The sequence below is a fragment of the Halorubrum sp. C191 genome, assembly GCF_002727095.1.
GTDB lineage: Archaea > Halobacteriota > Halobacteria > Halobacteriales > Haloferacaceae > Halorubrum > Halorubrum ezzemoulense.
The window spans coordinates 1-21,353 of record NZ_NHNZ01000173.1; the positions used below are offsets into that span (position 1 = coordinate 1).

The window sequence follows — 21,353 nt, forward strand, 5'->3', positions numbered from 1 at the left end:
GTACTTATGGCCGTGAGTATAACCACACGGGTCTCGACCGTGTCCGTTTGACCACTCTGGCATGGCGGCGCAATTCGAGAATCGCCGGCGACTCTGCGAATCACTTTGGCACGCAGCGGCGGGAGAGCGATTTGAACACTCGTGTCCTTGCGGACGCTGCGGTTCCAACGCAGTCCCTTGACCAAGCTAGGGAAACCCCGCCAACGGTGAGACGGAGAGTCGAACTCCGAAGCCTCCTGGCTCTCGGTTTCAAACCGAGCGCGGTCGCCTATCCGCATGTCTCACCATCTCCGTCAGAACTTGCTCCGATGAGCCCGCCTCGCGTTTCTCACCAGGACACCGGAAGACGCGCATTACTCAGCTTCTGAGCTTTACTACCGAGGCGAATGTGTTCATCAGCACCCAGTCACAGCAGGGATGGATGACGGTTACCTCGTTCCGTGGAAGTACGCGCCGTCCTCGGTGACGCAGATTCTCACACTTCCAATCGTGTCGATGGACGTTGTCTCACCGAGTGGAACGTGGCGGAACGCTTCTTCTTCGCAGTCAGGGCAGACATTCGTTGGCATCACGCCGTGTCCCGGATTCGAACCGGGAACCCGTCGCCGGGGCTGGCGTAGCAGGCCAGTGGGGTCACCATTCCCCAGTCACGGCACACTGAGCCGACGAGGATTCGAACCTCGGTCCTGTGCGCCCAAGGCACAGTTCGTCGTCCGCTGGACCATCGGCTCACGGGACTGCCGAGCGTTCGGCAGTTAGTTATCTATCTGTACGACTGTTTCCAACTGCGCAACCGCGACCGAGTAGTCGTGGTTGCGCGTCTCATCGCGGGGGCGTACTTCGGGAGGTTCCCGGGAATACCACACCGGCTCATGTAGGTTGCAGACCCTGCTGGGCCCAGCATCGTCGGAACGATCCAGCTGATCGCACCAACGGGCTGCCTACCTCGATGGGTATCCCCACGTGGTTTGTCCACGCGTCCACGCCGACGCCGGGATTTGAACCCGGATCACGGCCGTGACAGGACCGTATGATCGCCGGATTACACCACGTCGGCATGTCGCCCCGGCCGGAATCGAACCGGCGACTTCCGGATTCAAAGTCCGGCGTCCCTCGCCAGCGGAGACTCCGGGGCTTGACGTAGCCGCAGCTAACGCTGCGGGGGGTGTGTGCTAGCGACTCCTCGTACGCTCAGCGCGTACGGAATCGCTCGTTCGTTCCATTGTCAGGAACGAACGCAGACCAAACTGCCACGAGCTTCAGTCGCCGTACTCGCGTGACGCTGTGAGCTAAGCGAGTACGAGGCGAAAGCAGGCGGCACTCCCGTGTTCCCCAGCCCCTGACGGGTAGTCCGCGTGGGAGCCAGGTTATGCGGGTGAGAGTGTCCGGAGATCGCCGGAGTGCGTCGCGCTCTCGTGTTCGATGGTGACGCAGGCTCGACGATTCTCGTCCGGTCTCTCCGCACGCTGGTCTTGTAGGTACTCGCTGAACACGCGACCCGCGGCTAAACAAGAGCAAGCACGCCGCGGTTTGAAGCGAGTATCGACCATGTTGCGGGATTCTCCGTTTACGAGGTTTATTTTGGACGTCTGTTACAGATTATTGTGGGAACTGTATTAAAATTAGTCAGGGTGTGGTAACTATAGGCACTATTTTGACGAATCTAGTTCGCGGTCCGATCAGTCAACTACCCCACCCTACTTCGCTCACTCTGACGGGTTCGCTCGTGGAGGGTGTCGTCAGAACTCTTCGAGTTCTGGCTGCTAACCAGAAGTCTGTGACTTCTGGTGATGGGGCTTGTCCGTGAACTCGGCCTCGAACCCGTCCGGGTGGGCGGTGAATCCGTCACTCGGCGTCACTGTTCCAGACTTGAGGGCAAGCTGACTGTTTCCCGTCCGTCGAGACGACTGTTGGCCTCGACGGACGTACCGCATCCCGATGTTCTTCGCCGCATTGTAGTCCGCGTTGGCTTCCGACTCACACTTCACGCACCGGAAGCCGATCCGAGTCGTGCGATTCTCCTCAGCTGTGAATCCACACTCGGCACACCGCTGTGACGTGTACGCCGACCCGACTTGCTTCACCGAGATGCCGACCGCTTCGGCTTTGTATTCTACCTGCTCGTACAGGGTTCGGAACGCCCACTTGTGACCCCACGACGCACCCGTTCGGTTGCGGATGTCTGTCAAGTCCTCAAACGCAGTCACGAACCCGCTATCGACGGTGGGGCTGTTGTGGCTCAGCCCGAAACACAGGTCGTACTCGAAGAAATCAACCGTGGAGATACTCTTGGCGCAATTGCGCCACATATTGTGTATCCCAGCCTTTGGTTTCGACGTAGTAGCTGAGCACAGCGTCGACGTATTCTATGGGCAGGATCTTGTGAGTTGCGAGGATACAGAGCATGTGTGGTGTCGTGAAGAGTGTGTTCCGGTCGTCAAGTGCGAGATTAATGAAAAGGTAGTTGGTAGTGTTGAATTCGTCCGTGATGAAGAGTTCTGCCTCCAACTCGTTGGCCAGCCAGACACCTTCGGCCTCCCCCTGATCAAGCCCATAGTCGATCGGCTCGTCGGCCCGGTTGTCGACATCGTGTGTTGTTATATGATGGGCAGCTTGGAGGATGAGATCCGCGGCAGCAGCTAGGAGGTCATCATCTCCCGTGGCATGGGTGACCTCGCCGAGAACACTCGCTGGTACGTGGACGTCGTACCCGGTGAGGAGTGTTTTGAGTGGGTCCCCGCCAGAGGGAGCCTTCGGCCGCCCGTCAACGACCGGCGTGGCGAGATTCAACAGTACATTCGTATCGACGACGGCAACGGCGTGCTCCGACATTATCAGGCACGCGACTCGTCATCAGAATCAGCCGAATTTGAATCCGTCCATTCGGAAATCTCGCCGTCGTAGAAGGCATCGTCACTCGGGAGCCCATCCTCGAGTGTGGGTATAGCGGGCGTCCGATCGATCGACTCTCGGAGGAGTTTCAATCGCAGTGCCTCCTCACGGCCCAGAATTGCTTCGACGGTGTCGTAATCGACCCGGCCGTCGTAGTAGGCGTCGCTCAGCCGTCGCTGGAACTCCTCGTCGTTTACAAGCTCTTCGAGTTCGTCTTCAAGTGCGTCGATGATGAGACGGGTACGAGAGATGTCGAGGATTTCAATCGCGCTATCGGCGCGCTCAACGAGGGACTTCGGGGCGTTAAAATCGACGCGTGTTTTTTCCTCAGCCATCACACTATGTGTAGAATCTACACACACATAGTTTCTTTGCCGTTCAATCGAGTGGATCATTCGTTGACCACTCAACGCCCTCCCACGTTCGAACGGTGTCGCCAACGACCGTCCGAAACTCATCGACCGGCGTGGTACGGACACTGGAGGGCATCGGACCATAATCGTCCCACTCCGCAGTGTAGCGGACGACTCTCGATCGAAGACGGCCGTCCGCCGAGTCCGGATCGTACGTTTCGAAGATGTGGTGGACACCGAGCACGAGTACTTCTCCGAGTTCGTCGTGGCGGTAGATTGTATTTTCAGTGAGATTCATACGCGTTCGACGTGCTTATTCAATCTCTGCGTCCGGGCGATCGATACCGGCTTCCAAGTCGGCGAGATCGCGTTCGAGCCGATCGATGTGCGTTTCGAGGTCTTCGACGCTCATCAGAGCGAGACGGAGGAACGCGTCGTCCCGCTCCGGCATCAACGGAAGCTGACTCGTCGATGCCGGCAGGTCGTCCGACTGTCGTGCGCGTTTGCGGACAAGTTCTTCACGAGCGCTGCGCAGTTCTCGACGGATGAGTTCATCGTCGTCCATGGGTTGGCACACACCGGAGTACAGCCCGCTACGGCCCCGGAAGGGCGGTCGCACGGACCGTCTCACCGAGTGTGTGGCTTTCCGACCAACGTTCGGAGATTCATGATAGCGTGTGCCGAGACCTATGACAAATACTTTTTGTAGAGTACATAAGTTCCAGTACAGCATCAACTCCATCGGCGCCAGTCACACACTACAAGTCGTGTGGACAGTGCGACCAGCCGACTCGGAAAGGCAGAATCCTTATGATTGCCTGACCAGAATCCTCGAATCATGCAAGCAGTCGTACTCGCGGCCGGCAAGGGCACGCGCCTCCGCCCGCTCACGGACGACAAACCGAAGGGGATGGTCGAGGTCGACGGCAAACCCCTCATCACCCACTGCTTCGATCAGCTGATCGAGCTCGGCGCCGACGAGCTCATCGTCGTCGTCGGCTACATGAAGGAGGTAATCATCGACCACTACGGCGACGCCTACGAGGGCGTCCCGATCACCTACACGCACCAGCGCGAGCAGAAGGGACTCGCCCACGCGCTCCTCACGGTCGAGGAACACGTCGACGACGACTTCATGCTCATCCTCGGCGACAACATCTTCCAGGCGAACCTCAAGGACGTCGTCCGTCGCCAGCGCGAGGAGCGCGCGGACGCCGCCTTCCTCGTCGAGGAGGTCCCCTGGAAGGAGGCCTCCCGCTACGGCGTCTGCGACACCAACCAGTACGGCGAGATCACGGACGTCGTCGAGAAGCCCGAGGACCCGCCGAGCAACCTCGTGATGACCGGCTTCTACACGTTCACGCCCGCGATCTTCCACGCCTGCCACCTCGTCCAGCCCTCGAACCGCGACGAGTACGAGATCAGCGACGCCGTGGATCTGCTCATCCAGTCGGGCCGCACCATCGACGCCATCGGCCTCGACGGCTGGCGCATCGACGTGGGCTACCCCGAGGACCGCGACGAGGCCGAGCGCCGGCTCCAGGGCGACGACGCCGACGCGGACGGTGACGAGGCGGACGCGGACGCAGTCGTCGAGTCCGACGCGTAGGGCGACGAGAACGAGAGCTATCGCGACGCCATTAACGCGGTCTTTGTTGCCATCCGCTGGAGAATCTCACGGAGCATAGCCGTAGGATCGGGACAGTTCCCGTACTACAGTTCTCCCGTGTAGTCGGGAATGACGTTGTTGAAGAGGTCCTCACAGCACTCCCAGAGGAGTTTCGGAGGAGACGCCGCTTCGAACACGACCGCTTCATACGCCGGAGTTTCCATCGAAGCTGTCTGGTACTGGAAATGCGCTGCGCCGAGGTCGTCGTGGTCGTCGTCTTGATGCCAGCCGCAGTGGAACTCCGCGTTCGGATCGGCGTAGTCGATCCTGAACTCGTCATGGGGCGGCGTGAGCTTCCAGTGGACCTCGAGCTGCGGTGACTCGGAGCCGGTCGGCGGGACGACCCGCTGTGAGTCGATCGCAGCGGCGAGGTACCGCTTCTGGATCGCGTCCGGTTCGAAGCGGACGGAGGTGACCTCCGCTTGTCGCTCCAAGACGTCCTTGAGCGTCCGGTAGAGGGCCGGATTTTCCGCACCGCGGTTCATGCGGACGCGGAGCGGCGTTCACCGGGGAAGCGGTCGTAGAGGCGGAGTGCGTCTTCGACGAGACGCCGGCGCGTCTCGAGGTGATCCCACTCGCGGGCCGCTTGTCGACGATTGCGTTCGTCTGTGACGTCGTCTGTCCGGCCGAGGCTCGCACGGAGCTGATTGGCCGTTTCGACGTCGTATTTCGTCTTCCACGTGCGGATCTGCTCGTTTATGTCTTCGAGGCTCGCAGCGAGTTCGTCGGGCGAGTGTTCCTCGTAGAGTTCGCGCATCTCGGCGAGATACTGACCCACCGGATCCGGCTCGTACGTCGTCTGCTGACCGCGCGTGTCCGATCGCAGTGTACCGTCGTCGACCAGTCGTGTGAGGTACTTCGTCGCCGTCTCGTGGGCGACCTCGGCTTCTTCGGCTATCCAATTGGCTGTTCGGGGTTTCCCGACCGTGAGGGCGACCGCTTCGACGCGATCGGCCGCCGACAGACCGTTAGTCCAGCTCCGGTCCGGTTCGTCGCTCATGACCGCTGATATAGTCCCTACGTAGAAATAATTTGAGGTAGTTCAAATTAAATGTGATACACGGCGGCTCTCGGTCCACCGCGTCTGTCCTCGAACCGCGACGAGTACGAGGTCGGCGACGCCGTCGACCTGCTCATCCAGTCGGGTCACATCATCGACGCCATCGGCCTCGACGGCTGGCGTATCGACGTCGGCTACCCCGAGGACCGCGACGAGGCCGAGCGCCGGCTCCGGGGCGACGACGCCGACGCGGACGGTGACGACGCTGACGCCGACGCGGTCGTCGAGTCCGACGCGTAGGGCGCCGAGGACGAGCGGTATCGTGAAAGCGCTACGAAAGTCTCTCGTTCACGGTGCTGCTGTGCCGACGTTCCCGTTCGAACTCGCGAAGGGGATATCTATCTCGAGACCGTCGTAAGCCAGCAGCGGCTTCTTCGCTTGTCCTGTGCCGCCGCCTTCGAACTCGATGACGCCGATATCTTCGAGTTCGGAGAGATTGTGGTGTACTTGCTTGTAGTCTCGATCCACCAGGCCCGCAGTTTCACGAATGCTTTCGGGTTCGTGTTCGAAGATTGCCTCCAGTAGCTCCAAGTTCTTCGGACTAAGGAGGCGGTTGAGTTCAGCGTACGAGCCGAAGTTGAGTACTGGCTGAGCGTCGTCGAGGTCTTCATCCTCTTGGGCGGCCTTGATACGGCTGCGCGTACGCTGGTCGAGGCGATCGCGTTTGCCGACGGTGATTTTGAGCGTGGGCATGGTGTGTCTCTCTTGGAAGCGTCCTACTCCGGCCAGTCCCACGAAACGGGGGTCAGCTCTTCGACGTCCCGCTTGAAGCGGTCATACAGGGCCAGCATTCCCGGAAACGGAATGGTTTCGTCATCATCTCTTGTGTGGCGTTCGTGACCCTTCGTCCGTTCGTGGGCGTTATCGTAGCGAAGGATGGTGTCGCCGCCAACCTCTCCGAGGTGTAGGCCGTAGTTCCATCCACTCGGGTATTTTGCCGCCTCCGTCTGCCGGATGGTCACATCAACGACGTAGCCATCTTCGACATCCTTCCAATCTTCGATGGTGGTGTAGGACGCCATCCGTCACCCTATGTTGTCATCTCCATAGAAATAAAGGTGTGGACGAAAGAACATAGGTTTGGAGATAGAAGCCGAACATATCCGAGAGAGGTTCAAGAGAGGGCTGGGTTTCCGCTCCGATACTCATGCGGACGCGGAGCGTCGTTCGCCGGGGAAGCGGTCGTGGAGGCGGAGTGCGTCTTCGACGAGGCGCCGGCGCGTCTCGAGGTGGTCCCACTCACGGGGCGCTTGTCGACGGTCGCGTTCATCTGTGAGGTCTTCTGTCCGGCTAAGGCTCGCACGGAGTTGGTTGGCTGTTTCGACGTCGACTACCCCGAGGACCGCGACAAAGCCAAGTGGAGCCTCGCCGGCGACGAGATCGCAGAATCCGACACCAGCATCGAGGATGTCGACGAGCCCGACGCGGTGCCAAACCCTAAAACGCCCGTCCCCGAACCCCCATCTAATGCGCGTGAGCATCGTCGGCAGCGGCTACGTGGGGACGACCGTCGCGGCCTGCTTCGCCGACATGGGCCACGAGGTGGTGAACGTCGACATCGACGAGGAGATCGTCGCGGCGATCAACGACGGCCGCGCGCCGATCCACGAACCGGGTCTCGACGACCTCCTCGCGGAACACGGCGGCGGCACGCTCACGGCGACGACCGACTACGCCGCCGTCCGCGACACCGACCTCACGTTCCTCGCGCTGCCGACCCCCGCGAACGACGACGGGAGCATCGACACGTCGATCATCGAGGCGGGCGCCGAGGCGCTCGGCGACGCCCTCCGGACGAAGGATGGCGACCACGTCGTCGTGACGAAAAGCACCGTCGTCCCGACGACCACCGGGGAGACACTCGCCCCGATCCTCGTCGAAGCCTCGGGGAAGGAGTTCGGCGACGACCTCCATGTGGCGATGAACCCAGAGTTCCTCCGCGAGGGGACGGCCGTCGCGGACTTCCAGTCGCCCGACAAGGTCGTGTTCGGCACGCGGCCCGACGACGCGGTCGCGCTCGACGCCCTTCGTGGGGTGTTCGAACCGCTCCTCGACGCCACCGACGCCGCGGTCGTCGAGACGGGGATCGCCGAGGCCGAGATGATCAAGTACGCCAACAACGCGTTCCTCGCGAGCAAGGTCAGCCTCATCAACGACATCGGGAACGTCTGCAAGCAATTCGGCGTCGACGCCTACGAGGTGGCCGACGCGGTCGGCCTCGACGACCGCATCGGCGAGCGCTTCCTCCGCTCCGGCTTAGGATGGGGGGGGAGTTGCTTCCCGAAAGATTTAAATGCCATAATCGCCGCCGCGAAGGAGACCGGCTACGACCCCGAACTACTCGAAGCCGCCGTGCGCGTGAACGACGGCCAGCCCGAGCGGCTGCTCGCGCTGCTCGACGACCACGTCGACGTGCGCGGCGAGCGCGTCGCCGTCCTCGGGCTCTCGTTCAAGCCCGGCACCGACGACGTGCGGAACTCCCGGGCGATTCCCGTCATCGAGGGGCTACAAGCGCGCGGTGCGACCGTGGTCGCGTACGATCCGGTGGCGACGGAGAACATGCGCGCGCACTTCCCGGACGTCGAGTACGCCGACTCGGCGGCGGCCGCGCTCGACGGCGCGAGCGCGTGCGTCGTCTGTACCGACTGGGACGAGTTCGCCGCGCTCGACGCGGAGTTCGACGCGATGGACGCCCCGATCGTCGTCGACGGCCGACGGATCATCGAACGGCGCGACGGCCTCACCTACGAGGGGCTCACCTGGTAGCGATCACCCGGACCGGCGACGCCATAGGCCGCTCACGACGAGGAGCGCCCCGACGCCACCGCCGGCGAGCGACCCGGCCAAGAGGAGATAGCCGATATCGACGACGACGCGAACGAGGTAGATCGACCCCTCGTACTCGACGAAGTAGTGGTTCGTCACGTCGTTGCGGTACGCGAACCGAGTACCTTCATCCGACGGCCCGCGGTCCGAGTAGATGCGGTCCGCCGAGCCGACCGCCCCCCCCCCCCTGACTGCGGCCTGTTCTTCCGGAGACAGGGCCTCGAACTCGATCGGCTCGATCTCGCTCGGCGAGTACGCGTCGAGCGACGCCGCCATCGCCTCCTCAGTGGGTGCTTGCGCATCGATCGACGTCTCGTAGGCGGGTAGCCCGAGGTACGCGCCGCCAAGACACGCGAGTAGGCAGCAACAGCCGAGCGCGACGCGGAGGGAGACTCGCGTTCGGTTGAACTGGACCATGCTCACTGGACCGGCGCCTCGATCTCGCCAACCCGCCGCATCCGATAGAACCGAACCCTGCGCGTCAGTACGCGCCAGCACACGGCCGCGACGGCGGCCCCGACCGCGTTGGTGAGCAGGTCGCCGAAGTCGGCCGTGCGCGCGTCGAGCGTCGACTGGAGCAGCTCGATACTCCCGCCGTAGCCGACAGCGAGCAGGAACACGACGCCCAACACGGTTCGGTCGCGCCACGGCGAGTCCTGAAACGCGTACGCGAGCGTCACCGCGAGCCCCGCGTACGCCAGCCCGTGGAGCCACGTGCCGTACGGGAACACGCCGAGGGGGCCGGTCCGTATCACGCCGCTTCCCGGCGGCGTGAACACCGAGTAGTAGAGGATCGTCGACGCGACCGCGACGACGCCGGCGAGGCGGAGCCACCGCGGCACGAGCGGGAGTCGGAGCCGACTCATCGTACCACGCTCCTCTGTGGGCGCCGGCAAAAGGGTACGGATCCGCGCAGTTGAGCGCACGCCGAACGAATACGCTTTTTACGCGCGCGCCGGTCGTCGTTGGTAATGCCGCGCTCGGAGGGACCTCCATGGAGTTGATCGACGACGAGGGACGGCTGTTCGGCCGCGTTAACGTCATCGACGCGCTCGTCGTGCTGCTGATCGCCGCCGTCGTCGTCGCAGGCGCCGCGTTCGTGCTCACCGACGACCCAGCGCCGCCACCGGAGACGGACACCACGTACGCGACGCTCGACGTTGGCACCGTCTCGCCGTACGTTGTCGACGCTATCGAGGAGGGTGATACCTACGACTCCGATAGCACGTCAACACTCCGGATAACAGACGTTCATCTCACGCCACAGGACGGTCAGACTCGCGTCGTCCTCCGTGTAGCGCTTGAAGGCGAACGCAACGAGCAAGGAAGTCTCACGTACGCAGGGGCCCCACCACGACTCGGACGGACGCTCGATATCACGACCGACCGCTATCAGGTCAACGGCCAGATTCGTGACGTCGGCGACAGCGACGCATTGGCTACCGAACAACAGCGCGTGTTGCTCTCGAGTCAAGTCGATGCGGGCACCGCGCAGGCGGTGACCCCCGGTGACGAGATTCGCCTCAGCGACCGCACCGTGGCCCGCATCAACAACGTCACCACCTACACGACCAACCGATCGACCCAACGACAGCTGTTCGTTGAAGCGACGCTCGCCGGGCACCGCCAGCAGGACCGGCTCCGGTTCGGCGGCAGTCCAGTCAGGCGGGGACAGAGCGTAACACTTCCCACAAATGAGTACACACTCGACGCGCGAATCGAACAGGTCAGCCACGATATCGACATGGACGCGACAACGACCCGGACCGTGACGCTCCGGATGGAGGAGGTTCGCGAGGACTTCGCGGACGCCATCGAACCGGGGATGGTCGAGCAGACCGGCGACACCACCGTCGCTCGCGTCACCGGCGTGGAGACGGAGCCGTCGCTCATCATCACCACCGGCGAGAACGGCAGCGTCAACGTCGTGGACCACCCGGTGAATCGCGAGGTGACGATCACCGCGGACCTCCAGCTCCGAGAGATGCCGAGCGGCCTCGCGTTCAAGGGCGACCAGATCCGGCAGGGGTCGACCGTGGCGCTCGATCTCGGCACGGTTACTGTGGAGGCGACGGTCGTCACCGTGGGGCGGTAACCACGTCCAGGTCCGCCACAGTCGCAACACACATGAGCGCCCACCCGAAGATCGGTTCAGATGAGTGACGAGACGGAGGCGGGTACGCTGGCCGGAGGCGTACAGCGGGCGGCCCGCGAGTCGCGTCTCGGTCGCCTGTCGCGGCGCACCGCCGACGCCGTGCGCGACTCGTACCTGTACCGCTGGCTCACCGCGGAGCCGGACCCGGAGGTGATCGTGATCGACCTCCGGGGGACGTGGACGGTCGGCCCGTTCATTCGCCTCCTCGATGCGGTCCTCGACCGGCTCCTCCCCGCGCTCGACGACTCCCGCCTGGCGGCCGCGGTCCGGGGCGGCGTGCGGCAGACGCTGGCGGCGCCGGCGGTCGCCGTCGGGCTGGCGCTCCTCGCGGCGGGCCTCGCCCTCGGACTGGCGAGCGTCGCGTCCGGAACGCTCGGGACGACTCGCCTCGTCGTTGCGGGCGGCCTCGTCGCCGCCGGCGTACTCGCCACCCGCGAGCGCCGGAGCTGGGCGGCGCTGCGCGAGACGCGTCCGGTCGAGCTCCTCGTCGCCGCGCTCGAACCCCCGGAGCCGCCGGAGGGAGCGACCGCCGATGCGAACGCGACTGAGACCGGACGGGAGCACCGCTCGACGGACGAGGACGCGAACGCGGGCGACCCCGACGGGACGGAACCGTCCGAGCCGGAGCCGTCGGTCGACCGGCGGACCCGCTCCGACCGCTAGGCCAAACGGGGTCGCTTAAGTGACTGCCCGCGCCCGATTCGGGTAGTGACCACCACGGAGCTGCTCGTTGCGATACTCGCCGGGATCGTTCAGGGGGTCGTCGAGTGGCTCCCCATCTCGAGTCAGGGGAACCTCTCGCTCGTGCTCACGCTCGTCGGCACCGACCCCGCGGTGGCCGTCCAGCTCGCCTTATTCCTCCAGCTGGGGACGACGCTGTCGGCCGCGACGTACTACCGCGCGGAGATCGCGACCATCCTCAGGGCGATCCCCGGATGGCGCCCCGCGACGGCGTACGACGCGGACCACGCGATCGCGACGTACGTCGTCGTGGCGTCGCTTTTCACCGGGGTCGTCGGGATTCCGTTATACGTCCTCGCCGTCGACCTCGTCAGCGAGCTCACGGGCGGCGTCTTCGTCGCCGCGATCGGCGTCCTCCTCGTGATCACCGGCCTGCTCCAGCGGGCCTCGGACACGGTGAGCATGGGCGGCCGCGAGACGCCCTCGCTGGTCGATTCGATCCTCGTCGGGGGCGCGCAGGGGTTCGCCATCCTCCCCGGGATCTCTCGGTCGGGCGTGACCGCGAGCGCGCTGCTGTTCCGCAGCTACGACCCCCCGACGGCGTTTCGGCTCTCCTTCCTGCTGTCGATTCCCGCGAGCGTCGGCGCGGCCGCGCTGACCGTCACGAGCGCGGGCGGCCTGCCGGGGATCGCGCCGGTGCCCGCGGCGGTCGCGCTCGGCGTGAGCGGCGTCGTCGGCTACCTGACGATCGACGCGCTCATGCGCGTCGTCGAGCGCGTCCCGTTCGCGACGGTGTGTTTCGCCCTCGGCGCGCTCGCGATCGTCGGCGGGGGCGGGATCGCGCTACTCGTGTGAACTGAATCACGCGACGGCAACCCGTCTACGGGATTACCCGGCTGCGTAAAAGGTCCGATTACGCCGACTCAGTCCGCGCTCGACACCGACACCGTCGCGGTCGTGCCCCGACCCGCATCACCGTCCTCCTCGCCGATCTCGGAGTCGGCCTCGGCCGCCAGCGTCTCCACGTTCGCGAACACGAAGCCCGCGAACCCGACGCGCAGGAGGAGATCGAGGTACTCCAAGGTCACCGCCGCGGAGAACTGATCGAACAGCCCGGCGATCTGTAACATCGCCCACGCGATCAGGACGCCGAACGCGAACAGCGCGAGGTTCCGCGTCTTCTTGTAAAACAGCTCCCGGGCGGGCGGCTGTCGGGCGGCCACGCTTGCCACCGGCCCGAAGAACAGCCCGATCAGGACGAGGTAGCCGACGAGGATCGCGAGGGTGCCCGCGGTCGCGAGCGGTCCCGCGAACACTTCGGCGAAGTCGTAGCCGAGCCGCATCGCGACGGTGAGCGCGACGATCCCCCAGACGTACCGCCGGCCCGCCCCCGAGACGAACGCCGCGAACCCGAACAGGAAGGGGTACGCGACGTAGTCGGAGAGCAGCTGCCCCGCCTCCAGCGTGCCGCTCCCGACCGAGAACGCCCCGATCCCGGCGCCCCACATCCCGATCCCGACGCCCGCGAGCGCCACGACCGCGACGAACGGGTAGCAGTACCGCCGCAGCTCGGGGGGTTTGCGCCGCGCCAAGGCGAGCAGGACGACAGCGGAGACCGCGTAGACCCCCGCCGAGGCGAACCGCACCGTCGACGGCTCAATCATCGGCGCTCACCTCCGCGTCGCCCGCAGCTGCTCCGGGAGCGGCCGCACCCCCGATCTCGGCCGCTTCCGCCCGCGTCTCGAACTGGGCGAGGCGCTCGGTGAGCGACGCGGTCCGCTCGGAGAGCGCCGTCGCCGTCTCCGCCAGCTCGCCCACCGTCTCGGCCGTCTCGTCGGCGGTCTCGGCGAGCGAGCGCGCCCGGTCCGCGGCGTCGGTGGCGGAGCCGTGGACCGCCTCGACGCGCGCCGCGACCGACTCGATCCCCTCGGCGCCCTCGTCGGTCGCCCGCGCGATGTCGCCCATCGCGACGTCGACGTCCTCGACGGTGCCGGTGAGTTCCTCGATCGCCTCGCCCGCGGCCTCGACCGCCGACGTCGTCTCGTCGAGCTCCGTCATCGTCCGGTCCATCTCGCCGGCGACCGCGGAGACGTCCTCGGTCACCTCGCCGATCGTCGCCTCGATCTCCGTCGTTGACTCGCGGGTCTCCTCGGCGAGCCCCTTCACCTCGTCGGCGACGACCGCGAAGCCGTCGCCGTCGCCGCCCGCCCGCGACGCCTCGATCGAGGCGTTCAGGGCGAGGATGTTGGTCTGCTCGGCGATGTCGGCGATCACGTCGGTCGTCTCCGCGACGCCGTCCATCCGGTCGTCGAGCCCCGCCACGAGGTCGTCGAGCTCCGTCAGCAGGTCGCCGATCTCGACGATCGCCTCGACCGCCTCGGTCGCCCGCCGTTCGCCCTCCGCGCCGAGCTCGGCCGCGGCGCTCGCGTCGCCCGCCACCTCGTCGGTGGTGGAGGCGATCTCCTCGACGGTCGCCGAGAAGTCGTCGGTGTCGGCGGCCGTCTCGCGCAGCCGGTCGGTCTGCTCGTCCAACTCGTCGGCGAGCGTTCGCATCTCGTCGGCCACCTCCTCGTTCATCGCGGCCACGTCGTCGGCCTCGGCGGCCATCTCCTCGCTCGTCGCCTCCACGTCGCCCGCGAACGTCTGGATGTCCTCGATCGTCGTCGAGAGCCCGCCGGTCATCTCGTTGTACGCGGCCGTGATGCGCTCGATCGCGTCGACCTCGCTCTCCTCGGAGAGCTGTCGGGAGAGGTCGCCGTCGGCCGCCCGCTCCATCGCGCCGCCGATCTCGTCGGCGCGTTCGAGCAGCGTGTCGGAGAGCTCCTCGGCCTCCTCACGGGCCGTCTCCGCCTCCGACTTCGCGCGTTCGGACTCGGCGACCGCGTCCCGCAGCGACCGCCGGGTCTCGTCGAAGGCGTCGAAGAGTCGCCCGATCTCGTCGCCGCGGTCGGAGCTGGCGCTCGCGTCGAACTCGCCGCGGCCGACGGCCTCGGCCGTCTGCGTCAGCCGCCGGAGCTCGACGGCGACGTTGCCGACCATGACGATCCCCAGCAGGCCCAGGTTCAGGGTGAGGACGACGCCGATCCCCATGAGCGACGCGGTCGCGGCCTCCGGCGTCCCGACCGTCGCGACGTGGCCCGCGAAGAGGCCGACGAACCCGAGCGTGACGACGAGGGTCGAGAGCACCGCCGCCCCGACGCGTCGACCGTACCGCCCGGTGATTACGTTCAGCATGTATGATCGGAGAGTAATAACCACCTTACTTAGGAGTACAGGCGAAATTACCGGGATCGATAATCAGAGCGGCGAGCGTGCGAGCCGCGGGCAGAGCGGTCGGCGATCGGAAATCGAGCGACTGCGAGCCGGCGACGCGCCGGGGCGCGGGCTTTTCCCTCGGCCGTGCCACCCGTATCCATGCCCAGCGTCAGCGAGACCTACATCGAGAACCGCCAGCGCGTCCAGCCCACCCACACGAACAACTACGCGTCGGCCCACGGGGGGAACGTCGTCAAGTGGATGGACGAGATCGGCGCGATGTCGGCGATGCGCGCCGCGGGCGAGACCTGCGTCACGGCCAAGATCAACGAGCTCGACTTCAAGCGGCCGGTGCCGCAGGGGGACACCTGCGTCATCGAGTCGTACGTGTACGCAGTCGGGCGGACGAGCCTCCGGACGCGGATCCGCGCGTACCGCGAGTCGCCGCGGACCGGGGAGCGCGAGCTCACCACGGAGTCGTACTTCGTGTTCGTCGCCGTCGACGCCGACGGGGAGCCGACGCCCGTCCCGGACCTGGAGGTCGCGGGCGAGCGCTGCCGCGAACTCCGCGACGAGGCGCTCGCTGCGGAGCCAGACGAGGACCGCTGAGCGGCCGAGACGACCGATCCAAACGAGGACCACCGAACGTGCGGGCCGACCGCCGCGCGCGCGACGCTCGACGCGTCAGCGGCTGATCCGGTCGGCGCCGTCGATGACGGACGCGACCTCCGCGCGGGTCGTGACCGCGAGGTCGCCGTCGGTCGTCCGCTTCACGGCCGCCGTCGCCGACCCCCACTCCAGGGCCGCGGAGACGTCGCCGCCCCGCAGTCGCTCGGCGACGAACCCGGCGACGAACGCGTCGCCGGTGCCGATCGCGTCGAACGTCTCCGCCTCGAACACCGCCTGCTCGTACACGTCGCCGCCCGTGAGCGCCGTCGCCCCCTCGTCGCCGCGGGTGACCACCACGGTGTCGAGGGCGTGGTCGGTCGCGAGGCCGTGGGCGACCTCGACGGCGTCGCCGTCGCGGTCCAGCACCGCCCGCGCGTCCCGGTGCGGGACGAACAGGGTGTCGACGTGCTCGAACAGCGTCTCGTACGCGTCGCGCGCCTCGTCGGGCCCCCACAGCTTCGACCGGTAGTTCAGGTCGAACGAGCGGGTGGCGCCCGCCTCGCCCGCGCGGCGCAGGAGCGCGGTCGTCGTCTCCGCGGCGGCCGGCGACAGCGCCGGCGTGATCCCCGTCGTGTGGAACCACTCCGCGCCGTCGAGCGGCGCCGCGGGGAGCTCGTCGGGCTCGACGGTCGTGATCGCGGCGTCGGCGCGGTCGTAGATCACGTTCGTCCCGCGCGGGGCGCCGCCGTGTTCGAGGTAGTACGTCCCGACCCGACTCTCGTCCGGGTCCGCCCACGCGACTTCCGGGCTGACCCCGTGACTTCGGAGCTCGCTCGTCACCCGCCGGCCGAGCGGCGAGTCCGGGAGCTTCGACAGCCACGCGGCGTCGGCGCCGAGCCGCGCCGCGCCGACCGCGACGTTGCTCTCCGCGCCGCCGGCCTGGACGGCCAGCTCGCGCGTCGTCTCGAGCCGGTCGCCGCGCGGCGGCGACAGCCGGAGCATCGTCTCGCCGAAGGTCACGAGGTCGGTCATCGGCGCCACCCCACACAGCAGGTCTCGAACGTGTTCATACCCGGTGCTACGCTCGACCAATTATAAGAACGGGTGATCGGCGGCGGTCGTCACTCGCGGTCGAGCGCGAACGTCACGCGCTCCCCGTCGACCGCCGCCGTGAGGGCCCCGTCTCGAACGGTCGCCCCCGACGCGCGGTCCGACCCCCCCGTGAGCGTCGCGGCGTCGCCGAGCAGGTCGCCGTCCTCGGCCGAGACGACGGCGAACACGGCCGCGCCGTGCGGCGGCAGCTCGCGCTCGACGACCGGACCGGCAACAACCGAGCCGGAGAGCCCGTCCCAGACGACCCGGTCCGATTCTGGTCCCCCCCTCCACCCGTGCTCGCGCGCGTCGAACCTGACGGTCGACGGCTCGTCCGCCCAATTAAACAGGGCGACGGTCGTGGCCCCGTCGCCCGGCCGGTCGCAGACGACTCGCGACGGGAACCGCTCCTCGTCGAGTCGCCCGACCTCGCCGCCGGTCGCGGGCGGGATCGTCCGTTCGAGAAGCCGGCGGCCGGCCGCACCGATCTCCGCGAGCCGGTCAGAGAACACGTTCACGCCGCCGGTCGCGGCGACGAGCGCCGCGAACGACTCACGCTCGGCCGCGGTGAGGTCGCTCGTGTCTCGGACGAGCTGGCAGTCGGGGTCGTTGAGCCACCACCGCCGGTGGAGAAAGTTTCGGGTGAGTGTGTTGCGGACGGCGTTTTTCAGCCCCGGCTGACTCCCCGACTCCCCCGGCGTCTCCCATGTCGGGTCAGTGTCCGGGCCGACCCGCATGGCGTCGAAGAGCCCGACGCTCGGGGCCATCGGCGCGCCGCAGCCGAGGAGGAACGCGTCGTCGCCGGCCGCCTCGGCGATCGCTTCCACGCCCCGCCGATACGCCTCGATCCGGGTGGCCTCGGGGTCGTGCCGCTCGCCGGGGAGTGCCGCCGCGAAGAGGAAGTCGAGCTTCAGGTAGGTGAATCCCCACTCGTCGACAACCGTCGAGACGGTCTCGCGGAGCCAGTCGAGGACCTCTGGGTGCGTCGTGTCGAGCCCGTACAGCTCGGACCCGGCGCGGAAGCCGCCGTCGACCGGCGTTCCCGGACCGTCGCCAGCGCCGTCCGTCGGCTCCGTGACGAACCAGTCCGGGTGGTCGGCATACAGGTCAGCGCCGGCCTCCACGTAGAACGGCGCGAGCCACAATCCCGGGCGGTACCCCGCGGTCGCGATGTCACCCGCAACGGCGCTCATATCCTCGAACCCGTCGGCGATCGACCGCCAGTCACCGAACGCCTCCATGTAGCCGTCGTCGACTTGGACCACGTCGACCGGGATCTCCCACCCTCTGAGTTCCGCGAGGTTCTCCCGCACGTCCGCCTCGGTGACATCGGTGAAGTAGTGGTACCACGAACACCACCCGGTCGGCGCGCGCTCGGGTACGCGGGCGTCCATCCGCTCGCCGACGCGGTCGGCCAGCGCGGCCAGTCCCTCCCGCAGGTCGCGGTCGGCGTCAACCCACAACGGCGGTAGCTCGGTCCGCTCGCCGGGCGCCAAGCGCGTCCCCTCCAGCGGACACACCGCGCGCAGCGTCGCGACCCCGTCGGCGTCGTCGGCCACCTCGAACCGCGTGCAGAACCGGTCGTGTTCGAGGAACCCCGCCGTGACGCCGCGATCCCCCTCGACGAGCCCGGTCAGGTAGCTGCTGACCCGGTCGTCTGTCGACGCCGCGAGGTCGTTCATCATCGGGGCGTTGTCGGGGTCCTCGATCGGGAACCGCTCTCCGACGGAGAGCGTCCCCGTCGGCGTCCACGACTGGTACCCGTGCCGGTACACACGCGCGTCAGCGCCGAACGCGGTGTCGAACGCGCACGTCACGTCGCCGACTCGGACCGGTTCCTCGCCGGCGTTCTCGACGGTCACGGTCGCGGTCACGCCGCCGCCCTCCGTCGACAGCGACACCGCTGCGACCCGCACCCGCCCGTCTTCCCCGTCGGTCGCCGCCGCGTGGAGGCTCCCGACGAGGAGGTCGCCGGCGTCGTCCGCGACCGTGACCTCGCGGTCGGTCGGGTCGTACGTGACTGCGGTGGTGTGCGCCCTGCCCTCGTTCATATCACACCCTCTCCGTGCCCCCACAAATACCCTGCCACGCGAGCGCCCCGTCGGGCGGAGGCCGACCGCCGTCGACTCCGCCTATCCGAACGCTTAGGTGACACGGTCGACACGGTGAGCCATGCGAACCGGAGTCTGTTACTTCCCGGAACACTGGCCGAGCGAAGAGTGGGAACGCGACATCGCCGCGATGGCCGACGCCGGCCTCGAATACGTGCGGATGGCGGAGTTCTCGTGGGGAGTTCTTGAGCCCGAGCGCGGGGAGTTCGACTTCAGGTGGCTCGACGAGGCGATCGAGCTCGTTGGCGACCACGGGATGGAGGCGGTGTTATGTACGCCGACGGCGACGCCGCCGAAGTGGCTAGTCGACGAGCGGCCGTCGATCCGGCAGGAAGAGCCCGACGGCACCGTCCGTCAACACGGCAGCCGCCGCCACTACTGTTTCAACTCCACCGCCTACCGCGAGGAGACGGCACGGATCGTCGAGCGGGTCACCGAACGGTACGCCGACTCGCCGCACGTCGCCGGCTGGCAGACGGACAACGAGTTCGGCTGTCATCGGACCGTCCGCTGTTACTGCGACGACTGCGCCGAGGCGTTCCGGACGTGGCTCGCGGACCGCTACGGCGACGTCGACCGGCTCAACGAGGCGTGGGGGAACGCGTTCTGGAGCCAGCAGTACGGCTCGTTCGAGGAGGTCGACCCGCCGGGGCCGACCCCCACGGAGCACCACCCCTCACGGCTGCTGGCGTACGCGCGCTTCGCCAGCGACTCGGTCGTCGAGTACAACCGCCTCCAGGCCGACCTGATACGCGAGGCCGACCCAAACTGGTTCGTTACTCACAACTTCATGGGACGGTTCCCAACGCTGAACGCCTACGACGTGAGCGCGGACCTCGACCGCGTCGCCTGGGACTCCTACCCGACGGGATTCGTTCAGGACCGCTACGACGGGGAGGCGTCGCCGGACCAGCTGCGGGCCGGCGACCCCGACCAGGTGGGGATGGACCACGACCTCTACCGGAGCGCGCTCGACAGGCCGTTCTGGGTGATGGAACAGCAGCCGGGCGACGTCAACTGGCCGCCGCACTGCCCCCAGCCGGGCGAGGGCGCGATGCGGCTGTGGGCCCACCACGCCGCCGCTCACGGGGCCGACGCGGTGCTCTACTTCAGGTGGCGGCGCTGTCTCGAGGGGCAAGAGCAGTACCACGCCGGCCTCCGGAAGGCGGACGGCTCGCCCGACCGCGGGTACGCTGACGCCGCGCGCGCTAGCGAAGAGTTCGCGGCGCTCGACAGCGCCGACCACGTGGACGCGCCGGTGGCGGTCGTCTTCGACTACGACTCCCTGTGGGCACTCGACGCGCAGCCCCACGCCCCGGAGTTCGACTACTGGGCGCTCCAAGAGGCGTTCTACGGCGCCGTCCGCGGTCGCGGCGTCCAGGTGGACGTGGTCCCGCCGAGCGCCGACCTCTCCGGATACGCCGCCGTCGTCGCGCCCGCGCTCCACCTCGTCACCGAGGACCTCGCCGACCGGCTGACCGACTACGTCGCCGGTGGCGGGGAGGTCCTCTTCGGACCCCGAACCGGCGTGAAGGACGCGGAGAACAAGCTCCGACCGACGTCGCAGCCCGGCCCGCTGACCGACCTCGTCGGCGCGGCCGTCGACCAGCACGAGTCGCTGCCGCGGCGCCTCGAAACGGCGGTCCGGCGGGCGGACGGTCCCACGGACGACGGGAGCGATGCCGACGACGGCGCGGCGCCGTCCGCCTCGTTCCGGACTTGGGCCGAGTGGCTCGACCCGGACGCCGCTGAGGTCCGGTACACGTACGAGGTCGACGGGCCGGCGGACGGTCGACCGGCGGTCGTCGCCAACGCGGTCGGCGACGGACGCGTCACCTACTGCGGGGTCTGGCCCGACCCGGACCTGGCGGACGCGCTCGCGTCGGCCCTGCTCGACCGCGCGGGTATTCGTTACGCCGATCGGCTTCCGGACGGCGTCCGCGTCGGCTACCGCGGCGGCCACACGTGGGTGACCAACTTCACGGGCGACCGGCTCCGACTGCCCGGGATCGACCCCGACTCGCTCGCGGTCGACGACGCCGACCGGGACGCCGTCGACGCGGCGGGTGACGGCGGCGAGGACTCGCGCGCTGACACCGCCGTTGTGGGGTCGTACGGAGTCGTCGTCATCGAGGGCGACCGCGTGGACGGTCTGCGGGTCGCTCAGCCGTAGTCGGACACGTCAGTCGAAACATACGGCTCCGCTGAATCCCATTCTTAAACCTTTTCGCCTGAAACAGCCGGTCGTTGAAGAGTGCTACCTGATCGATAGCGGGAGTGAGTGTTGCAGATCGGTGGTGCGAATAAGATATTTAAATAGGCGTGCGCCACGGCGTCGATCGGTTATAAATGGACGAAGCGGTCGGCGCGGGCCCGGGAGCGGGCCGGAGGCCCGCGAGCGGCGCCGGGCGAGGGAGTCGGTGGCGGGCGGAGCGAAGCGACGGCCGCCAGCGACGAGGATGGGGAGGTTTGAGGCTGCGGTGCTGTTCCGGGGCGGGAATCGAAGGGGCAGCCGCGAAACCGCCACAGGCGACGCAAGCACCGCAGGGAGGGAGTGGCAACGACCGACTGAGGACCGCAGCGAGCGCATCGAGTCCTCGCGACTGGGGCTTTAGCATCCGTTGTAGTTTCTGACTCTTATACACATCTG

The 21,353-nt window shown here is 67.0% G+C and carries 22 protein-coding genes, 5 tRNA genes and 2 pseudogenes; 8 read left to right on the forward strand and 21 right to left on the reverse strand.

Features of this window, described 5'->3' with window-relative positions; translation table 11 throughout:
• Nucleotides 1-116 precede the first annotated feature (116 nt).
• The 10 genes and pseudogenes from Z052_RS15240 to Z052_RS15275 all read right to left on the reverse strand — a co-directional run bounded on the left by Z052_RS15240 (nucleotide 117) and on the right by Z052_RS15275 (nucleotide 3,810).
• Nucleotides 117-202, reverse strand: a tRNA-Ser gene (locus Z052_RS15240).
• A gap of 369 nt (nucleotides 203-571) precedes the next feature.
• Nucleotides 572-654: transfer RNA gene (locus Z052_RS20285), tRNA-Ser, on the reverse strand.
• A gap of 4 nt (nucleotides 655-658) precedes the next feature.
• Nucleotides 659-731 (reverse strand) — tRNA-Pro (locus Z052_RS15245).
• 252 nt (nucleotides 732-983) lie between these two features.
• Nucleotides 984-1,057 (reverse strand) — tRNA-Asp (locus tag Z052_RS15250).
• 3 nt (nucleotides 1,058-1,060) lie between these two features.
• Nucleotides 1,061-1,136, reverse strand: a tRNA-Gln gene (locus tag Z052_RS15255).
• Nucleotides 1,137-1,763: 627 nt separating this feature from the next.
• Nucleotides 1,764-2,207: pseudogene (locus tag Z052_RS15260) on the reverse strand (zinc ribbon domain-containing protein); the annotation flags it as partial.
• Between the two features lie 64 nt (nucleotides 2,208-2,271).
• Entirely contained in the window at nucleotides 2,272-2,832 is a 561-nt protein-coding gene (locus tag Z052_RS15265) for a hypothetical protein (RefSeq protein ID WP_094520793.1), read from the reverse strand.
• 2 nt (nucleotides 2,833-2,834) lie between these two features.
• Nucleotides 2,835-3,227 carry a hypothetical protein gene (locus Z052_RS15270; RefSeq protein ID WP_089309112.1) on the reverse strand — a complete coding sequence of 131 codons (393 nt, stop codon included), beginning with the start codon at nucleotides 3,225-3,227 and terminating at the stop codon, nucleotides 2,835-2,837.
• 43 nt (nucleotides 3,228-3,270) lie between these two features.
• Nucleotides 3,271-3,543, reverse strand: a complete 273-nt coding sequence (locus Z052_RS19900; protein ID WP_129452297.1) for a hypothetical protein — start codon at nucleotides 3,541-3,543, stop codon at nucleotides 3,271-3,273.
• Between the two features lie 15 nt (nucleotides 3,544-3,558).
• Entirely contained in the window at nucleotides 3,559-3,810 is a 252-nt protein-coding gene (locus Z052_RS15275; RefSeq protein ID WP_080508589.1) for a hypothetical protein, read from the reverse strand.
• 273 nt (nucleotides 3,811-4,083) lie between these two features.
• On the opposite strand from Z052_RS15275, the gene aglF reads away from it, so the two are divergent.
• Nucleotides 4,084-4,854: a UTP--glucose-1-phosphate uridylyltransferase AglF gene (aglF, locus tag Z052_RS15280; protein WP_049931913.1), complete on the forward strand. Its 771-nt coding sequence runs from the start codon at nucleotides 4,084-4,086 to the stop codon at nucleotides 4,852-4,854.
• 104 nt (nucleotides 4,855-4,958) lie between these two features.
• Here aglF and Z052_RS15285 read toward each other — a convergent pair whose 3' ends face one another.
• Together Z052_RS15285 and Z052_RS15290 are read right to left on the reverse strand one after the other, a co-directional pair.
• Nucleotides 4,959-5,399, reverse strand: coding sequence for a hypothetical protein (locus Z052_RS15285; RefSeq protein WP_049931912.1), 441 nt, complete (start codon nucleotides 5,397-5,399; stop codon nucleotides 4,959-4,961).
• Nucleotides 5,396-5,914, reverse strand: coding sequence for a hypothetical protein (locus Z052_RS15290; protein WP_049931910.1), 519 nt, complete (start codon nucleotides 5,912-5,914; stop codon nucleotides 5,396-5,398). The genes Z052_RS15285 and Z052_RS15290 overlap by 4 nt, the downstream gene beginning before the upstream one ends.
• A 90-nt stretch (nucleotides 5,915-6,004) precedes the next feature.
• Between Z052_RS15290 and Z052_RS21080 the strand changes: the two are divergent.
• Nucleotides 6,005-6,214, forward strand: a pseudogene (locus Z052_RS21080) (UTP--glucose-1-phosphate uridylyltransferase); the annotation flags it as partial.
• A gap of 48 nt (nucleotides 6,215-6,262) precedes the next feature.
• On the opposite strand, the gene Z052_RS15300 reads toward Z052_RS21080, so the two are convergent.
• The 3 genes from Z052_RS15300 to Z052_RS21085 all read right to left on the reverse strand — a co-directional run bounded on the left by Z052_RS15300 (nucleotide 6,263) and on the right by Z052_RS21085 (nucleotide 7,455).
• Nucleotides 6,263-6,667, reverse strand: a complete 405-nt coding sequence (locus Z052_RS15300; protein WP_049931933.1) for a hypothetical protein — start codon at nucleotides 6,665-6,667, stop codon at nucleotides 6,263-6,265.
• Between the two features lie 23 nt (nucleotides 6,668-6,690).
• Nucleotides 6,691-6,996: a DUF6516 family protein gene (locus Z052_RS15305; protein WP_099289224.1), complete on the reverse strand. Its 306-nt coding sequence runs from the start codon at nucleotides 6,994-6,996 to the stop codon at nucleotides 6,691-6,693.
• 123 nt (nucleotides 6,997-7,119) lie between these two features.
• Nucleotides 7,120-7,455 (reverse strand): hypothetical protein, encoded by a 336-nt coding sequence (locus Z052_RS21085; protein WP_241897971.1) that lies wholly within the window; start codon nucleotides 7,453-7,455, stop codon nucleotides 7,120-7,122.
• On the opposite strand from Z052_RS21085, the gene aglM reads away from it, so the two are divergent.
• Entirely contained in the window at nucleotides 7,442-8,740 is a 1,299-nt protein-coding gene (aglM, locus tag Z052_RS15315) for a UDP-glucose 6-dehydrogenase AglM (protein WP_099289225.1), read from the forward strand. The genes Z052_RS21085 and aglM overlap by 14 nt on opposite strands.
• Nucleotides 8,741-8,743: 3 nt before the next feature.
• On the opposite strand, the gene Z052_RS15320 is transcribed toward aglM, so the two are convergent.
• Entirely contained in the window at nucleotides 8,744-9,223 is a 480-nt protein-coding gene (locus Z052_RS15320; RefSeq protein WP_199058302.1) for a hypothetical protein, read from the reverse strand.
• Nucleotides 9,220-9,666, reverse strand: a complete 447-nt coding sequence (locus Z052_RS15325; RefSeq protein ID WP_049931902.1) for a VanZ family protein — start codon at nucleotides 9,664-9,666, stop codon at nucleotides 9,220-9,222. Before Z052_RS15325 ends, Z052_RS15320 begins: the two co-directional genes overlap by 4 nt.
• A 128-nt stretch (nucleotides 9,667-9,794) precedes the next feature.
• Here Z052_RS15325 and Z052_RS15330 point away from each other — a divergent pair, with 128 nt between their 5' ends.
• From Z052_RS15330 to Z052_RS15340, 3 genes are read left to right on the forward strand one after another with little or no spacing between them, the layout of a single operon-like run.
• A complete protein-coding gene (locus Z052_RS15330) occupies nucleotides 9,795-10,895 on the forward strand; it encodes a DUF4330 family protein (protein ID WP_099289227.1) in 1,101 nt (366 codons plus the stop codon).
• Nucleotides 10,896-10,955: 60 nt separating this feature from the next.
• A complete protein-coding gene (locus Z052_RS15335) occupies nucleotides 10,956-11,618 on the forward strand; it encodes a hypothetical protein (RefSeq protein ID WP_099289228.1) in 663 nt (220 codons plus the stop codon).
• Between the two features lie 45 nt (nucleotides 11,619-11,663).
• On the forward strand, nucleotides 11,664-12,491 hold the full coding sequence (locus Z052_RS15340; RefSeq protein ID WP_099289229.1) for an undecaprenyl-diphosphate phosphatase: 828 nt from the start codon (nucleotides 11,664-11,666) through the stop codon (nucleotides 12,489-12,491).
• Nucleotides 12,492-12,559: 68 nt separating this feature from the next.
• Here the strand turns inward: Z052_RS15340 and Z052_RS15345 are convergent, their stop codons facing one another.
• Both Z052_RS15345 and Z052_RS15350 read right to left on the reverse strand, forming a co-directional pair.
• On the reverse strand, nucleotides 12,560-13,300 hold the full coding sequence (locus Z052_RS15345) for a bacteriorhodopsin (RefSeq protein ID WP_099289230.1): 741 nt from the start codon (nucleotides 13,298-13,300) through the stop codon (nucleotides 12,560-12,562).
• Nucleotides 13,293-14,870, reverse strand: coding sequence for a methyl-accepting chemotaxis protein (locus tag Z052_RS15350; protein WP_099289231.1), 1,578 nt, complete (start codon nucleotides 14,868-14,870; stop codon nucleotides 13,293-13,295). Before Z052_RS15350 ends, Z052_RS15345 begins: the two co-directional genes overlap by 8 nt.
• A gap of 180 nt (nucleotides 14,871-15,050) precedes the next feature.
• Between Z052_RS15350 and Z052_RS15355 the strand changes: the two genes are divergently transcribed.
• Nucleotides 15,051-15,500, forward strand: coding sequence for an acyl-CoA thioesterase (locus Z052_RS15355; protein ID WP_049931896.1), 450 nt, complete (start codon nucleotides 15,051-15,053; stop codon nucleotides 15,498-15,500).
• 75 nt (nucleotides 15,501-15,575) lie between these two features.
• Here the strand turns inward: Z052_RS15355 and kdgK1 are convergent, their stop codons facing one another.
• Nucleotides 15,576-16,532: a bifunctional 2-dehydro-3-deoxygluconokinase/2-dehydro-3-deoxygalactonokinase gene (kdgK1, locus tag Z052_RS15360; protein ID WP_099289233.1), complete on the reverse strand. Its 957-nt coding sequence runs from the start codon at nucleotides 16,530-16,532 to the stop codon at nucleotides 15,576-15,578.
• Nucleotides 16,533-16,621: 89 nt separating this feature from the next.
• Nucleotides 16,622-18,643, reverse strand: a complete 2,022-nt coding sequence (locus tag Z052_RS15365; protein WP_094552671.1) for a glycoside hydrolase family 36 protein — start codon at nucleotides 18,641-18,643, stop codon at nucleotides 16,622-16,624.
• A gap of 121 nt (nucleotides 18,644-18,764) precedes the next feature.
• Between Z052_RS15365 and bga the strand changes: the two genes are divergently transcribed.
• Complete coding sequence (bga, locus tag Z052_RS15370; RefSeq protein ID WP_099289232.1) at nucleotides 18,765-20,876, forward strand: beta-galactosidase Bga; 2,112 nt, start codon at nucleotides 18,765-18,767, stop codon at nucleotides 20,874-20,876.
• Nucleotides 20,877-21,353: the final 477 nt, after the last annotated feature.

Coding starts and splice junctions, on each gene's coding strand:
- Z052_RS15265 (WP_094520793.1), bottom strand. CDS start 2,832: ATGTCGGAGCACGCCGTTGCCGTCGTCGATACGAATGTACTGTTGAAT.
- Z052_RS15270 (WP_089309112.1), bottom strand. CDS start 3,227: ATGGCTGAGGAAAAAACACGCGTCGATTTTAACGCCCCGAAGTCCCTC.
- Z052_RS19900 (WP_129452297.1), bottom strand. CDS start 3,543: ATGAATCTCACTGAAAATACAATCTACCGCCACGACGAACTCGGAGAA.
- Z052_RS15275 (WP_080508589.1), bottom strand. CDS start 3,810: ATGGACGACGATGAACTCATCCGTCGAGAACTGCGCAGCGCTCGTGAA.
- aglF (WP_049931913.1), top strand. CDS start 4,084: ATGCAAGCAGTCGTACTCGCGGCCGGCAAGGGCACGCGCCTCCGCCCG.
- Z052_RS15285 (WP_049931912.1), bottom strand. CDS start 5,399: ATGAACCGCGGTGCGGAAAATCCGGCCCTCTACCGGACGCTCAAGGAC.
- Z052_RS15290 (WP_049931910.1), bottom strand. CDS start 5,914: ATGAGCGACGAACCGGACCGGAGCTGGACTAACGGTCTGTCGGCGGCC.
- Z052_RS15300 (WP_049931933.1), bottom strand. CDS start 6,667: ATGCCCACGCTCAAAATCACCGTCGGCAAACGCGATCGCCTCGACCAG.
- Z052_RS15305 (WP_099289224.1), bottom strand. CDS start 6,996: ATGGCGTCCTACACCACCATCGAAGATTGGAAGGATGTCGAAGATGGC.
- aglM (WP_099289225.1), top strand. CDS start 7,442: ATGCGCGTGAGCATCGTCGGCAGCGGCTACGTGGGGACGACCGTCGCG.
- Z052_RS21085 (WP_241897971.1), bottom strand. CDS start 7,455: ATGCTCACGCGCATTAGATGGGGGTTCGGGGACGGGCGTTTTAGGGTT.
- Z052_RS15325 (WP_049931902.1), bottom strand. CDS start 9,666: ATGAGTCGGCTCCGACTCCCGCTCGTGCCGCGGTGGCTCCGCCTCGCC.
- Z052_RS15330 (WP_099289227.1), top strand. CDS start 9,795: ATGGAGTTGATCGACGACGAGGGACGGCTGTTCGGCCGCGTTAACGTC.
- Z052_RS15335 (WP_099289228.1), top strand. CDS start 10,956: ATGAGTGACGAGACGGAGGCGGGTACGCTGGCCGGAGGCGTACAGCGG.
- Z052_RS15345 (WP_099289230.1), bottom strand. CDS start 13,300: ATGATTGAGCCGTCGACGGTGCGGTTCGCCTCGGCGGGGGTCTACGCG.
- Z052_RS15350 (WP_099289231.1), bottom strand. CDS start 14,870: ATGCTGAACGTAATCACCGGGCGGTACGGTCGACGCGTCGGGGCGGCG.
- Z052_RS15355 (WP_049931896.1), top strand. CDS start 15,051: ATGCCCAGCGTCAGCGAGACCTACATCGAGAACCGCCAGCGCGTCCAG.
- kdgK1 (WP_099289233.1), bottom strand. CDS start 16,532: ATGACCGACCTCGTGACCTTCGGCGAGACGATGCTCCGGCTGTCGCCG.
- Z052_RS15365 (WP_094552671.1), bottom strand. CDS start 18,643: ATGAACGAGGGCAGGGCGCACACCACCGCAGTCACGTACGACCCGACC.
- bga (WP_099289232.1), top strand. CDS start 18,765: ATGCGAACCGGAGTCTGTTACTTCCCGGAACACTGGCCGAGCGAAGAG.